The sequence below is a fragment of the Bacillus sp. DX3.1 genome (assembly GCF_030292155.1).
GTDB lineage: Bacteria > Bacillota > Bacilli > Bacillales > Bacillaceae_G > Bacillus_A.
Genome location: NZ_CP128153.1, coordinates 3,254,936 through 3,269,554, shown reverse-complemented (window position 1 = coordinate 3,269,554; position 14,619 = coordinate 3,254,936). Strand labels below are relative to the sequence as shown.

The window sequence follows — 14,619 nt, the reverse complement described above, 5'->3', positions numbered from 1 at the left end:
CGTCGATCTAATTAGTGGGAGTCGTGCTTTCAGGATTGGATAGTCCATAAAAAAACATCGTGACAATATCTTTTATATGTTCTTCACGATTTCCTTCTAAGAGCTGGATACCGTGCTCTTCACCTAATTTATTAAACATATTGATATATAATAGCATCATTTCTTTTGAAAGGTGTGGGTTAATTTCATTTTTACGCTGTGCATCTTCTAATATTTCGAAAAACCAAGGGATGACGATTTCGCTTTGATAACGATATAGAAATTCACGAAGCTCTGGATCTTTTTGAGTTGCTTGCAATAGCATTTCAGGATGAAATAAACTTCCGCGTTTCATTTTTCGTAGTATCATTTTATGCATCATGTCTTGAAAGGGCATGTTTTCAGCTGCTATCTCTTGATAAAATTGAAATTCAGTTATCGTAAATTCTTGAATAAGCTCCCTAAAAAGAGCATCTTTACTACCGAAATGATTATAAATGGTAACTTGCGATACTTTTGCTTCCTTGGCAATATCCTCTATTTTTACTTCGTTAAATCCACGTTCCGAAAATAATAATAATGCAGCATCTTTGATAGCACGCTTTTTCTTTTCTTTTACTTTTTCAAAACCGTTCACTTCGATCACCTCACTTAAAATATACAAGAAAAAAAGAATGAAGACAATAAAATTGAAATTTAGGTGTATATATATTTCAAAAAATGTTGCTTCTGTTTTAAAAGAGGAGTACAATAATTTTGAAATATACAACATATAATATTTCAAAAAATGAGGTGGGATAATGATTTCAGTTCAAAATGTAACGAAACAATTTTCAAATGGAAAAGGTTTATTTGATGTTTCATTTCAAGTGAAAGAAGGGGAAGTATTCGGTTACTTAGGACCGAACGGGGCTGGAAAATCAACAACGATTCGTAACTTAATGGGATTTATACAGCCTACTGCTGGTCATGCGACAATCTTCGGATTGGATTGCTGGAATGAAGCAGCGAAAATTCAAAGAGAAGTCGGTTATTTACCAGGTGAAATTTCTTTTATAGACGGAATGAACGGACTAGAATTTTTAAAACTTATGCAAGGAATGCGTGGATTGAAACAGACGAGTCGCCGAGATGAGCTGATTGAACGACTCCAATTTGATGTAAAAACACCAATTCGAAAAATGTCGAAAGGGATGAAGCAGAAGGTAGGAATTGTTGCTGCATTTATGCATGATCCCGAAGTTTTGATTTTAGATGAACCAACATCTGGCTTAGATCCACTTATGCAGCAGCTTTTCATAGATCTAATACTCGAAGAAAAACAAAAAGGAAAAACAATTTTCATGTCGTCTCATATTTTTACAGAAATTGAACGGACGTGTGATCGCGTAGCCATCATTAAAGATGGACGTCTCGTAACAGTTGAAAATGTTCATGATTTACAAGGGATGAGAAGACAAGTCATGGATGTAACATTATCCTCACAAGAGGAAATCATTGCTTTACAAAAGACAAATCTACAATTTGAAAATGTGAAAGGAAATACAGCTTCGATTATTGTCCAAGGCAATTATCAAACTGTATTACAAACACTTGCGCAATATCATGTTACGGCTCTGCAAACGAGAGCGATGGACTTAGAACATTTATTTATGCATTATTATGATGCGAAAGAAGGTGCTAAGCATGAATAAACAGCTGTTTTTCGCTAGCTTCAAAGAAAATCAAAAAAATATATGGAGTTATTCAATAGGTTCAGCTCTTTATTTATGGCTATTAATATGGGTATTTCCATCACTCGTATCCGCAAAAGGATTAAATGAATTGATGAATGCTATGCCAGACAGTTTAAAAAAGATTGCGGGTATGGAAAATCCAATTCAAAATGTAAATGATTTTTTAGCTGGTAAATATTACGGAATGTTATTTATTATCATATTGACTATTTTTAGTGTGACAGTTGCGACGCAGTTAATTGCCCGTCATGTTGATAAAGGAGCAATGGCGTATTTATTAGCAACACCTGTATCGAGAGTAAGAATTGCGATTACACAAGGGAGTGTTCTCGTTATAGGCTTAGTGATTATTGTTCTTGCTACGTATGGGGCGGGCGTACTAGGAGCAGAGTGGTTTTTGAAAGACAACAATTTAAACCAAGAATTATTTTTCAAAATGAATCTAGTCGGTGGTCTCGTGTTCCTTGTTGTTAGTGCCTATTCTTTCTTGTTTTCGTGTGTATGTAATGATGAAAGAAAAGCACTCAGCATTTCTGCTAGTGTTACGATTCTATTTTATTTATTAGATATGGTGGGAAAATTAAGTGATAAGTTAGAATGGATGAGAAATATATCATTATTTACATTGTTTCGTCCAGAAGAAATTGTAGCAGGAACATATAATATATGGCCAGTAAGCATCGGATTAGTATGCGGGGCACTTTGCATCTTTACTGCAGCGATTGTGTTGTTTAAAAAGAGAGATTTACCACTATAAGTACATGTTCAAAAAGGAGGATAAAGAGAGCCGAGCAGTTCGAGGCGCGGAAGCCAGGAGGATACGGAGTGTAGCAGGACCTACATGAGTACCGGACTGGCAACGTAACGAAGAAATAGGGCAGCTATCTTTACCGGACTTTTTAAACATCCTCTATAAAAGAATAGTAATAACACAATAAAAGAAGTCTGCTATTAAAGTGGACTTCTTTTGTTATGACTGAAAAATAGAGGGGATTTTAAAATAGAATCGTATAAAGGTAGTGAAAGACTATATTGAGGTTCGTCATGTTAGAGAGCGGATGTATAGAAATGGAGAATGGAGTGGATTGTTAATCATGTTTCAAAACATAACAAATGAAGAGAAATCGAAAGAATATTTAAAAGAAACACTTGAAAAGTATGAAGAAGCATTAAATTTATTATCAGAATGTATTTTAGGTGTTGATGAAAAAGGAAACATCGATTTCTTGAGTCGTTCTTACGCAAATTTATTAGGAATCGATAATCTTGATTCTGCAATTGGAAAGCATTGTACTGAGGTGGTTGAGAATACACGGATGCATATTGTAACGCAGACTGGTGAAGCGGAAATTGGACATATACAACGAGTAGGAGATAGAAATGTGATTGCAACGCGAATTCCAATTATGAAAGAAGGAAGGGCGATAGGGGCAGTTGGGAAAATTATGTTTCGTGATGTTCGGGAGTTAAAAGTGTTGGTGACGCAAATTCAGGCGATTGAGTCAAAACTTGCCTATTATCAAAAAGAGCTCAAACGTATTCAAGGTGCCAAATATTCTTTTCAAAGCATTATAGGAAATAGTAAGAAAATACAAGAAGTGAAGAAGAATGCTAAGCAAGCAGCAAAAAGTAATTCAACAGTTTTAATAAAAGGAGAAACGGGAACAGGGAAAGAATTATTTGCACATGCAATCCATCTTGCTAGTCCTCGTGCTGAAGGGCCGCTGATTCGATTAAATTGCGCTGCAATTCCTAGAGAGCTATTTGAAGCAGAACTGTTTGGATATGAAGAAGGATCATTTACTGGAGCGAAAAAAGGAGGAAGACAAGGGAAGTTTGAGTTAGCGCAACATGGAACCTTGTTTTTAGATGAAATTGGAGAAATGCCATTTGATATGCAAGCAAAATTATTACGTGTTTTACAGGAGAAAGAATTTGAAAGAGTTGGTGGAGCAAAAGTAACGCAGCTTGACGTTCGATTTATTGCAGCAACGAATCAAGACTTAAGAGAAATGGTACGGCAAGGGAAGTTTCGAGAAGATTTGTATTATAGGTTAAATGTGTTTATGTTAGAGATTCCACCATTGAGAGAAAGAAAAGAAGATATCATACTACTTACAAATTATTTAATTCAAAAACTCAATCTAGAATTTGGAGGTGGAATACCTTCTGTTGATGAAAAGGTGATGTCTATATTTATGGAATATAATTGGCCAGGGAATATTAGAGAATTAGAAAATATATTGGAGCGGTCTATCAATGTTTTGGAAGAAAATATGATACAAACGCAGCATCTACCTGTTTATGTAAGAATGGAAAGGGAAGAAGAAAAAAATGATCCTGGGGTTCTCTCAATGCAGGAAGAAGTAGAAGCAGCGGAAAAGCGAGCGATTATTAAAGCGTTACAAAAAGTATTAGGAAATAAACAAGAAGCAGCTAAAATGTTAGGGATACACCGAGCTAGTTTATATAGAAAGCTAGAAAAGTACAACTTATTGAGTAATTCGTATTTAGCAAATACATGAATTTTTATAATACGAAGTAACCTAAAAGGATGTCATTTATGTATCAAATAGAATGTAATAGTATCTAATGTATTTGCGTGATAGAAGGAGGTTGATAAGATTTGAAACATAACAATTTAATGAATATTTTAATCGAATCTTACGAGATTATGAAAAGCTACTGAATCCAGTAGCTTTTTTATTTTTTACGGAATATAGACAATGAGTGTTTCTGTTTGTTGCAAATATGAGACATGTGTAGCAAATTTGCGAATCTATGAATAAGAAAGGTTATGTAACTTTATGGCTCATTTTTGCGAAAAATAAATAGGGATTTCTCTATAGAAAATCTTGTTATGTAAGGGTTTATATTGATAAATAAAGGTTGGCACAATTTTTGCTTATAATAAATACTGATTATTATAAATTTTTGAATAAAATATACGTTTTTAGATAAAGGGGGCTATTCTATTGAGCAATGAAAACTTAGCACAATTTTTAATGAGTCGCATTGAAGGAACACCCGACAAAGTGTATTTACAATTTGAACAAGAAAAAATCACGTACGAAGGACTTTATAATCGGGTTATAAAAACAGCAGCAGGATTTTATGAATTAGGTATTCGGAAAGAGGATAAAGTTTGCGTTATGCTTAATAATTCTCCTGAATACTTGGACATTTGGTTTGCATTATCAACTTTAGAAGCAACGATTGTTCCGTTAAATGTACATATAAAAGGGGAAGGATTACGATACATATTATCTCATTCAGAGTGTAAGGCAATCGTGTTAGAGGAACAGTATATGAAACAAATATTGGAATGTCTTCCTTCTATATCGAAAACGATTCAAATGATTGTAAAAGGACAAAAAAAGAATGACATCCGCCAAGAAAAGGGAATAGAAATTTCAACTATACGTTTAGAGCAATTGCTACTACATAATCATCAGTACGTACCAAATTCTTCTTTTTCTTCTAAAACCATTAATAGTATTCTCTATACATCTGGAACAACGGGTTTACCAAAAGGCGTTATGTTAAGTCATGCTGCATATATCAATGCTGCTCAAGCGTTTGCTGAAAAGATGGTACATGCCAGATCAGAAGATATATTATTTACAACATTACCGTTATTTCATATTAATGCACAAGCTCATACCGTATTAGGTGCTCTTCATGTGAATGCTACAGCAGCAATGAGTAACCGGTTTAGTGCTTCGCGATTTTGGGATGAAATTCGCTTTCATGGAGCGACTATTTTTAATTCATTAGGTTCAATGATTCCTATACTTTGTAAACAGCCAGAGAAGGAAAGCGATCGTAATAACCCAGCCAGAGTGACAGCGTGTGCTGCTACACCGAAGGAATTTTGGAGAGAGTTTGAAGAGCGTTTCGGTGTTCAAATTATTGAAGGATACGGATTAACAGAAACGACAGGTTTTTGTGTATCGAATCCATTAGCTGCAAATCGTATTTCCTCAATCGGAAAGCCTTTTCCCTATGTAGATATAAAAGTTGTTAATGAAAAAGGAGAGAGTTTACCAAAAGGGGAGATTGGTGAATTAATGATTCAACCATTAAGGAAAAATGTTTTAATGGAAGGCTATTATAAAATGCCAGAAAAGACGGCAGAGGCGATGAAAGATGGATGGTTCCATACAGGCGATCGTGGCTATGAAGATGAAGCTGGTTATTTTTATTTTTGCGACCGTTTAAAACAATGCATTAGACGAAGAGGAGAAAATATTTCTTCATGGGAAATTGAAACGATTATAGATGCTCATCCAAAAGTGTTAGAATCAGCGGCAGTAGGTGTACCTTCAGAAGTAGGAGAAGAAGATGTAAAAGTATATATTGTCTGTAAGGATGGGGAGTCAATACCTTATGAAGAAATTATAAAGTGGTGTGAAGAGCGAATGGCGTATTTTATGATACCACGTTACATCCAATATATTGAGTGTTTTCCGAAGACCGCCACAGAACGTATTCAAAAGTTTAAGTTAAAAGAAGAAGGAATTGGACAAGCGTGGGATCGTGAGGAAGCCGGTTATATTCTAAAAAAATAAATTGAAGAAAAGGGGGATTTCTCATGAAGGATGGTCGTGTTGTGAGCTGGATAAAAGAGGAGAAAATAGCCATTATTACAATCAATAATCTACCCGTAAATACGCTGAATATGTATGTGATTCAACAACTAGCAGATGCATTAAAAGAAATTGAAAATGACGTGGATGTAGTTGCCGTAATCATTACAGGGACAGGAGAGAAAGCCTTTGTAGCAGGAGGGGATATAAAAGAATTTCCTGATTGGATCGGAAAAGGAGAAAGATATGCAGAAATGAAATCGCTGGGGCTGCAACATCCTCTTAATAAAGTGGAACGTCTTTCTAAGCCAACAATTGCTGCTATAAATGGTTTAGCTTTAGGGGGAGGTTGTGAATTGGCAATTGCTTGTGATTTAAGAGTAATAGAAGAACATGCTTTAATAGGACTTCCAGAAATTACGCTAGGATTGTTTCCAGGTGCAGGAGGGACACAACGTTTACCTAGATTAATTGGAGAAGGAAAAGCAAAAGAAATGATGTTTATCGGAAAACCTATTTCTGCGCAAGAAGCAAAAGAAATTGGATTGGCTAACTTTGTTGTTGCGAAAGGGCAAGCGCTTGAAAAAGCAAAAGAAATCGCGAATGAAATAAGTCGGTTTTCTCTCCCAGCTCTTTCTTATATGAAGCAAGCAATCTATGAAGGAACAGCAGTATCTTTGGAAGATGGGCTTCATATTGAAGCGAAATATTTTGGAAAGGTGTTTCAAACAGAAGATGTAAAAGAAGGTGTTACGGCATTTATTGAGAAAAGAGTGCCGCATTTCAGCAATAAATAATGAATTCTTTGTAGGTTAGTAACTTCATTTTTAGCGTACTTTATATGTGAGTGAAAAGAGGGAAAGTATATGGACATTGTCGTTATTTTAATTGCTCTGAGCTTATTGATGTTTTTTGCGTATCGAGGTTTTTCTGTCATTTTATTTGCTCCTTTGTGTGCATTGTTGGCAGTATTTTTGACAGAACCTTCTCACGTATTACCATTTTTCTCGAATATTTTTATGGAGAAACTAGTAGGTTTCGTAAAATTATACTTTCCTGTATTTTTACTGGGTGCTATTTTTGGAAAGTTAGTTGAAGTAACTGGGGTTGCAGAAAAAATCGCAAAAATCATTGTTCGTTTTATTGGAGCGAAACAAGCCATTTTAGCAATCGTATTAATGGGAGCGATTTTAACGTATAGTGGTGTAAGTTTGTTTGTTGCAGTATTTGCCATTTATCCATTTGCAGCACAATTATTTCGTGAAGCTAATATTCCAAAACGCTTAATTCCAGCTACAATTGCATTCAGTGCTTTTACTTTTTCAATGGATTCACTACCAGGTTCTCCACAAATTCAAAATGTAATTCCAACTACTTTTTTTAAAACAAACATATATGCCGCACCAACACTAGGGATTATTGGTGCATTGTTTATTTTTATACTGGGTATGCTGTATTTGGAACGTTGCCGACGGAAAGCTCTTGCAAATGGTGAGGGGTATTACGGAATGGGAGATAAAGCGATTAAGGCGGAGTCGGAAATGGCAGCGAATAGTGAAGCTGCTATGTCTGTACCAACACCGGGTATTATGGAAGAGAGGATAGTAGGAAAGGATTGGTTTGCTTTTCTACCATTGCTAATTGTAGGTGTAATGAATAAGTTTTTTACGGAAGCAATACCAACGTGGTATGCGAGTGGATTTGATTTTGCTGTGATTGGTTTAAAAGCGTACGGAAAAATAGATATGGCTCAAGTTATCGGTATTTGGTCTGTAGAACTAGCTCTTATAATGGGAATCATAACAACGATTCTATTAAATATAAAGAAGGTTAGACTAAATTTTAATACGAGTATGAATGTTGGTATTAGTGGTTCTTTACTTGCGACAATGAATACAGCAGCTGAATATGGATTTGGGGGAGTAATTGCTGCTTTACCAGGATTTGCAGCAGTGCAGCATTCTCTTACAGGGATGTTTACAAACCCGTTAGTGAATGGAGCTGTCATGACGAATATTTTATGCGGAATTACAGGTTCGGGTTCAGGAGGTATGAGTATTACATTAAGCTTAATGGCAGACAAATATATTGAAGCGGCTAGTACATTCCAGATTCCATTAGAAGTATTGCATCGCGTTATTGCAATGTCAGCAGGTGGATTGGATACTTTACCGCATAATGGAGCGGTTATTACGTTACTTGCAGTTACGGGATTAACACATCGTCAAGCTTATAAAGACATATTTGCAATTACAATAATCAAAACAATGGCTGTCTTTTTTGTAATTGGTATGTACGTAACGTTCTCAATTGTCTAACTTTTTATTTGCTGTATAGGAAAGATTTATATTTGGTAAGTAAAGCAGACGTCTTGTGGAGCGTCTGCTTTTTATAATATATAAATACAAATTTAAAAAAACGACATAAAACCTTTCTTTTTAGGTGGGAGAGAGCATCCGTTTATGCATAGAAGCGGTCAGATCCTTTTCTTGCTCCATGCCAAGTGAAAACAAAGAGAGAAAACGAGTGTAGGTCACCTTTTGTTATCCATAGCCGGGGCTTATATGTCGAAAAAACAAAATTGATATATATAGATTTTTTATCTATTAGTATGTTATTTTTAAATAAATAAGATATACTATTTAAATTTAACTCCTAATAGTGTAACATAATATTATAGTTCTAGTTCAGTAACAAGGGGGATTTTAAAAAGATATATTTCATAATGGCTTTATCTACATAGGGGAGAGACGAAGAAAACAGGGGAGAATTGACAGATGAAAATTGTAAGAAATTTAACATTCCAAGTTATTGTCGCAATTATTTGTGGTATTTTAGTTGGAGCGATTTGGCCTAGTGCGGGGCAACAAATGAAACCAATTGGTGAAACATTTATTAATATGATCAAAATGGTTATCGCACCAATCATTTTCTTAACGATTGTGCTTGGAATTGCTAGCATGGGAAATATGAAAAAAGTGGGACGTGTTGGCGGAAAAGCACTTTTATATTTTGAAATTGTAACTACATTTGCTCTAATTATAGGCATCGTCGTTGCGAATGTTGTTCGTCCGGGTGATGGTTTAGATCCATCCAAATTAAAAGGTGGAGATATTTCGCAGTATGTACAAAGCGGTCAGGAAATGAAGTGGCTCGATTTCTTTTTACATATCGTACCGTCTAATATGTTTGAGGCGTTTGCTAAAGGTGATATTTTACAAGTATTATTCTTTTCTATTTTATTTGGAGCAGGTTTGACAATGCTTGGGAAAAATGGGCAGCCTGTTATCGACTTTTTTGAGCGATTATCCAAAGTTTTCTTTAATATTTTATCAATTGTCATGAAGTTAGCACCTCTTGGGGCGTTCGGAGGAATGGCATTTACAATTGGGAAATATGGTTTGAGCACGCTAATTCCACTTGGAAAATTAATGATTTGTGTGTATGCAACAATGGCGCTGTTTGTGTTTATTGTTTTAAATCTGATTTGTAAATTATATAAATTTAGTTTGTGGAAATATTTATCCCATATAAAAGAAGAACTGCTTATCGTACTTGGTACGTCATCCTCTGAATCTGTATTACCACGTATAATGACGAAGATGGAACAATTCGGATGTTCAAAACCAGTGGTAGGATTAGTTATTCCAACCGGGTATTCTTTTAACTTAGATGGAACTACAATCTATTTATCGATGGCTACTATTTTTTTAGCGCAAGTCTTTCATATCGATCTTTCACTTGGTCAACAATTAACTATAATAGCAATCTTGTTGGTTACATCAAAAGGTGCAGCCGCTGTAACTGGGGGAGGCTTTATCGTACTTGCATCCACGTTATCAGCAATGCAAGTTATTCCGTTAGAAGGGTTAGCACTCCTTCTAGGGGTAGACAGATTTATGTCAGAAGCGCGTGCCATTGTTAATTTAATTGGGAATGGTATTGCAACTGTTGTTGTTGCTAAAAGTGAAAATGAATTTGATGAAGCGAAACATGAGAGGTTATTAGTGAATATGCAGAAAGAGAAAATGGCCGGATAGGAGTTGGAAAATAGAAGATTAGAGTTCGTTCGTGTAGAGAAAACAGTCAGCATTGCTGGCTGTTTTTATTTTTGTTAAAAAGAAATTGATAGATTTATACATTATTTATGTAACATAATTTCTCATTTTATTTTGGGAAAATGAGAATTAATAAACGAAATAGAGATTGATAGGAGGCGAAGGAAAAGATCGTAAAAATGAGTAGAATTTTTATAAATATTACTGTAATAAAATAATTTTTAAAAAATTTTTAATAATAACACTTTACAAAACCTAAAAAATTAGTAGAATATTAGTTAATAGGAATTTTCAGATAACTATATAAAAAAACAAAGTTATCGGAAAGTGTTTTAACATTAGTATTGCGCAGATAAATAGGGAGGGTACAGAAGTGAAAAAGAAAAAAATAAAAAAACTAACAGCAGTCGTAGCACCAGTATTAGCAATGAGTATGGCATTAACAGCATGTTCGGGATCAGGTGGGGATAAAAAGACAAGTACATCGTCAAGTAGTGATAGTAAATCAGATGCTAAATATGCAGCAAAACAAGTACTGAATCGTACAGAAAGAAACGAAATTCCATCTATGGACTCTTCAAAATCAACAGATACACTATCATCACAAATTATAGGGAACACAATGGAAGGGTTATATCGTCTTGACAAAGATAATAAGCCAATCCCAGCTGCGGCAGAATCAAGCACGAAAAGTGAGGATGGCAAAAAATATACATTTAAACTTCGTAAAGATGCAAAATGGTCAAATGGTGATCCAGTAACAGCGAAAGATTTCGTCTATGCTTGGCAACGTCTAGTAGATCCGAAAACGGCTGCTGAGTACGGATTTATTGCATATTCTATCAAAAATGCAGAAGCGATTAATACAGGAAAAGCGGAAGTATCAACGTTAGGTGCAAAGGCGGTAGATGATTATACATTAGAGGTTGAATTAGAAACGCCAGTTCCATACTTTTTGAATTTAACGGCATTCGTAAACTACTATCCATTAAATGAAAAAGTTGTGAAGGAAAAAGGCGATAAATATGGATTAGAAGCGGATACATTAGTATATAACGGGCCGTTTGTAATGTCTGAATGGAAGCATGAACAAGGCTGGCAGTTAAAGAAAAACGATACGTATTGGGATAAGAAGAATGTAAAGCTTGAAGAAATTAACTTTAGTGTGGTAAAAGAACCAGCGACAAATGTAAACTTATATGACAGTGGTCAAATTGATTTCACGCTATTAACAGGAGAATTTGTTGATAAATATAAAGCGAAGAAAGATGAATTTGGAGAGTATTTGGAAACAGGTACATTCTTCTTACGCTTGAATCAAAAGCGTGGTGATCAAGATACACCGCTAAAAAGCAAAAAATTACGTGAAGCAATTGCATTGTCAATCGACAAAAAGGATTTAGCAACTGTTATTTTAAATGACGGTTCAAAACCAGCAGATTTCTTAGTACCAAAAGGATTAGCAACTGGCCCGGATGGTAAGGACTTCCAAGGAACGTTTAAAAATGGATTAAAACCAGATGCGAAAAAAGCAGCAGCGGCATGGGAAGCAGCGAAGAAAGAACTTGGTAAAGATCAAGTTACAATTGAATTGTTAAACTATGATACTGGTAGTTCGAAAAAAGTTGGAGAATATGTAAAAGACCAAATTGAGAAAAATTTAAAAGGTGTAACAGTTAATATAAAACTGCAGCCGTTTAAGCAAAAATTAAAAGTGGAACAAGAACAAGACTATGATATCTCCTTTGGTGGCTGGAGCCCAGACTATGCGGATCCAATGACATTCTTAGATATGTTTGAATCTAAGCATTCTCACAACCAAATGAGCTATTCAAATCCAAAATATGATGAGATTATTAAAAAAGGTCAAACAGAGTTAATGTCTGATGCGAAGAAACGTTGGGAAGAGCTAGGAAAAGCTGAAAAAATATTAATTGAAGAAGATGTAGCGCTTGTACCACTATATCAATCTGGTAGATCTTATGTACTGCAACCAAATGTTAAAGGTATTGTAAAACATAATATTAGTCCAGAATACAGCTTTAAGTGGGCTTATGTAACTGAAAAAGACGGAAAATAATGTTAAGCTAAAAAGCATTTCTAAAGTAGAAAATCTACTTTAGAAATGCTTTTTTCTATGACAAAAATTTTGTTCGAAAAGTGTTTCATCATAAGAATTGATTCTATCTGCAAGAATGTACAATATGTGCGAAATATTTCATAGGTGTAGTGATATCCAAACCTCAAAATGATGAGATTTTTCCTTCGCATATATTGGAAATATATGTGAAGAGAGAATAGAACTTCAAAAAACTAGAGAAGAATAGGAAGAATGAGCTATTCATATAGTGGAGAGAAGAATGAATATAAAAATGTAACAGAATGTTTATAAAAGTTATTGTAATGAAAAATATTTTTCGGAATTTTTAAATAATACTTTACAAAGTTGAAAAAAATAGTAGAATATTAACTAATAAGAATCTTCAGATAACTATATAGGGAGTTACCTGAAAATCTCTCAAAATTAGCATCGTACATATAAATTAGGGAGGGTACAAAAATGAATAAGAAAAAGATGAAAAAACTAACAGCAGTTGTAGCACCAGTTCTAGCAGTAAGCATGGCATTATCAGCATGTTCGGGATCCGGGGATAAAGATAAAGCAAATACGTCTCCAAAAGACGATAAGAAGTCAGGTGGAAAATTAGCAGCGAAACAAGTATTAAACTTAACAGAGACAAACGAAATTCCTTCTATGGATTCTTCTAAAGCAACAGACCAAGTATCGTTTCAAGTAATGAACAACGTAATGGAAGGGTTATACCGCCTTGATAAAGATAATAAGGCTACACCAGGTGTTGCTGAATCTTATACGAAAAGTGATGATAGCAAAAAATATACATTTAAATTAAATAAAAATGCGAAATGGTCAAATGGCGATCCGGTAACAGCGAAGGATTTCGTCTTTGCTTGGAAGCGTGCGCTAGATCCAAATACAGCAGCAGAGTATGCGTATATCATGTATGATTTGAAAAATGCAAAAGCAATTAATGAAGGAAAAGCAGCTTTGGACACATTAGGTGTAAAAGCTGTTGATGATTATACATTAGAAGTAGAGTTAGACAATCCAATTCCTTATTTTATTGAATTAACATCATTTGGCACATTCTATCCGTTAAATGAGAAATTCGTGACAGAAAAAGGAGATAAATTTGGCTTAGAATCAGATACAACATTATATAATGGTCCATTTACATTAAATGATTGGAAGCATGAAGAAGGCTGGAAAATGAAGAAAAATGAACAATACTGGGATAAGAAAACAGTGAAACTGGAAGAAATCAACGTTAACGTTGTAAAAGAGGTTAGTACTCGTGTGAATTTATATGAAAGCGGACAGATTGATCGAGCAGTACTTGCAGCGGAATATGTTGATAAATTCAAATCTAGTCCAGACTTTATTACAGAAAAAACACCATCTGTATTCTTCTTACGTCTAAACCAACAACGTGGTGGACAAGATACAGTATTGAAAAATGAAAACTTACGTAAAGCAATTGCTATAGGATTCGATAAAAAGGGCTTAACAAATGTAGTTATAAATGATGGCTCTACACCAGCTGACTATTTAGTTCCGAAAGACTTTGCGAAGAGTCCAGATGGGAAAGATTTCCGTAAAGAAAACGGAGATATTTTAAAAACAGATGTGAAAAAAGCGAAAGAATACTGGAATAAGGCGAAAAAAGAACTTGGTAAAGAAGAAGTAACAATTGAATTACTAAATTACGACACTGACAATGCGAAAAAAATAGGTGAGTTCTTAAAAGGTGATTTAGAGAAAAACTTACCAGGATTAACAATCAATTTGAAAAACCAACCATTTAAGCAAAAATTAGAATTAGAAACAAAGCAAGATTATGAATTATCTTATGCAGGCTGGGGACCAGACTATTTAGATCCGATGACATTTATCGATATGTTCATTACAAAAGGCGGACATAACCAAATGAGTTATTCGAATGCAAAATATGATGAGCTTGTTGAAAAAGGAAAAGGCGAATTATTAACGAAAACAAAAGATCGTTGGGAAGCATTACTAAAAGCTGAAAAAATATTGCTTGATGAGGCGGCAATTGCACCGGTTTACCAACGTGGTAATGCAGTTATCCAAAAACCAAAAGTGAAAGACATCATTCTTCACCCAGTTGGTGGAGATTATAGCTATAAATGGGCTTATATTTCTGAAGATAAGTAAGG

The 14,619-nt window shown here is 34.7% G+C and carries 10 protein-coding genes; 9 read left to right on the top strand and 1 reads right to left on the bottom strand.

What is annotated here, in order from left to right:
- Nucleotides 1–7 precede the first annotated feature (7 nt).
- Complete coding sequence (locus QRE67_RS16180; RefSeq protein ID WP_286121195.1) at nt 8–643, bottom strand: TetR/AcrR family transcriptional regulator; 636 nt, start codon at nt 641–643, stop codon at nt 8–10.
- 136 nt (nt 644–779) lie between these two features.
- Between QRE67_RS16180 and QRE67_RS16175 the strand changes: the two genes are divergently transcribed.
- The 9 genes from QRE67_RS16175 to QRE67_RS16135 all read left to right on the top strand — a co-directional run bounded on the left by QRE67_RS16175 (nt 780) and on the right by QRE67_RS16135 (nt 14,617).
- Nucleotides 780–1,673, top strand: a complete 894-nt coding sequence (locus QRE67_RS16175; protein WP_286121194.1) for an ABC transporter ATP-binding protein — start codon at nt 780–782, stop codon at nt 1,671–1,673.
- Nucleotides 1,666–2,472: an ABC transporter permease subunit gene (locus tag QRE67_RS16170; protein ID WP_286121193.1), complete on the top strand. Its 807-nt coding sequence runs from the start codon at nt 1,666–1,668 to the stop codon at nt 2,470–2,472. Before QRE67_RS16175 ends, QRE67_RS16170 begins: the two co-directional genes overlap by 8 nt.
- 301 nt (nt 2,473–2,773) lie before the next feature.
- Complete coding sequence (locus QRE67_RS16165) at nt 2,774–4,240, top strand: sigma-54 interaction domain-containing protein (protein WP_483298684.1); 1,467 nt, start codon at nt 2,774–2,776, stop codon at nt 4,238–4,240.
- Between the two features lie 480 nt (nt 4,241–4,720).
- Nucleotides 4,721–6,286, top strand: a complete 1,566-nt coding sequence (locus QRE67_RS16160) for an ATP-dependent acyl-CoA ligase (protein WP_286125302.1) — start codon at nt 4,721–4,723, stop codon at nt 6,284–6,286.
- Between the two features lie 23 nt (nt 6,287–6,309).
- Nucleotides 6,310–7,101, top strand: coding sequence for an enoyl-CoA hydratase (locus QRE67_RS16155; protein ID WP_286121192.1), 792 nt, complete (start codon nt 6,310–6,312; stop codon nt 7,099–7,101).
- Nucleotides 7,102–7,170: 69 nt separating this feature from the next.
- Nucleotides 7,171–8,622 carry a GntP family permease gene (locus tag QRE67_RS16150; protein WP_286121191.1) on the top strand — a complete coding sequence of 484 codons (1,452 nt, stop codon included), beginning with the start codon at nt 7,171–7,173 and terminating at the stop codon, nt 8,620–8,622.
- A gap of 459 nt (nt 8,623–9,081) precedes the next feature.
- Nucleotides 9,082–10,344 (top strand): dicarboxylate/amino acid:cation symporter, encoded by a 1,263-nt coding sequence (locus tag QRE67_RS16145; RefSeq protein ID WP_286121190.1) that lies wholly within the window; start codon nt 9,082–9,084, stop codon nt 10,342–10,344.
- A 391-nt stretch (nt 10,345–10,735) separates the two neighbouring features.
- The gene (locus QRE67_RS16140; RefSeq protein WP_286121189.1) at nt 10,736–12,442 is read left to right on the top strand and encodes a peptide ABC transporter substrate-binding protein; all 1,707 of its coding nucleotides are present in this window, start codon (nt 10,736–10,738) and stop codon (nt 12,440–12,442) included.
- A 480-nt stretch (nt 12,443–12,922) separates the two neighbouring features.
- On the top strand, nt 12,923–14,617 hold the full coding sequence (locus QRE67_RS16135; RefSeq protein ID WP_286121188.1) for a peptide ABC transporter substrate-binding protein: 1,695 nt from the start codon (nt 12,923–12,925) through the stop codon (nt 14,615–14,617).
- Nucleotides 14,618–14,619: the final 2 nt, after the last annotated feature.